Origin of the sequence: Bacillus sp. HY001 (assembly GCF_007558965.1) — a bacterium.
In the GTDB taxonomy this organism is placed as follows: domain Bacteria; phylum Bacillota; class Bacilli; order Bacillales; family Bacillaceae_G; genus Bacillus_A; species Bacillus_A mobilis.
In genome coordinates, this window is record NZ_VLTE01000235.1 from 1 (window position 1) to 541 (window position 541).

Annotated in this window: 5 tRNA genes and 1 rRNA gene; all 6 read right to left on the reverse strand. The window is 53.4% G+C overall.

Annotated elements, in window-relative coordinates:
* Window positions 1-11: 11 nt before the first annotated feature.
* Window positions 12-92: transfer RNA gene (locus FOT98_RS30700), tRNA-Leu, on the reverse strand.
* Window positions 93-106: 14 nt separating this feature from the next.
* Window positions 107-182, reverse strand: a tRNA-Lys gene (locus FOT98_RS30705).
* Between the two features lie 4 nt (window positions 183-186).
* Window positions 187-261 (reverse strand) — tRNA-Gln (locus FOT98_RS30710).
* Window positions 262-272: 11 nt separating this feature from the next.
* Window positions 273-356, reverse strand: a tRNA-Tyr gene (locus tag FOT98_RS30715).
* Between the two features lie 8 nt (window positions 357-364).
* A tRNA-Val gene (locus tag FOT98_RS30720) sits at window positions 365-440 on the reverse strand.
* Between the two features lie 5 nt (window positions 441-445).
* Window positions 446-541, reverse strand: a 5S ribosomal RNA gene (gene rrf, locus FOT98_RS30725); the annotation flags it as partial.

Here is a 541-nt window from a genome sequence, read left to right on the forward strand (position 1 = left end):
TTTATTAAAAGTGCGGGTGAAGGGAGTCGAACCCCCACGCCAAAGGCGCTAGATCCTAAGTCTAGTGCGTCTGCCAATTCCGCCACACCCGCATATTTTGTTAAAATGGTGAGCCATGAAGGATTCGAACCTTCGACCCTCTGATTAAAAGTCAGATGCTCTACCAACTGAGCTAATGGCTCTTAATGGCTGGGCTAGCTGGATTCGAACCAGCGCATGACGGAGTCAAAGTCCGTTGCCTTACCGCTTGGCTATAGCCCATTAATTAAGAATGGTGGAGGGGGGCAGATTCGAACTGCCGAACCCGAAGGAGCGGATTTACAGTCCGCCGCGTTTAGCCACTTCGCTACCCCTCCGACATATATGGTGGAGGATGACGGGATCGAACCGCCGACCCCCTGCTTGTAAGGCAGGTGCTCTCCCAGCTGAGCTAATCCTCCATTTTGCCTGGCAACGTCCTACTCTCACAGGGACAAGGTCCCAACTACCATCGGCGCTAGAGAGCTTAACTTCCGTGTTCGGTATGGGAACGGGTGTGGCC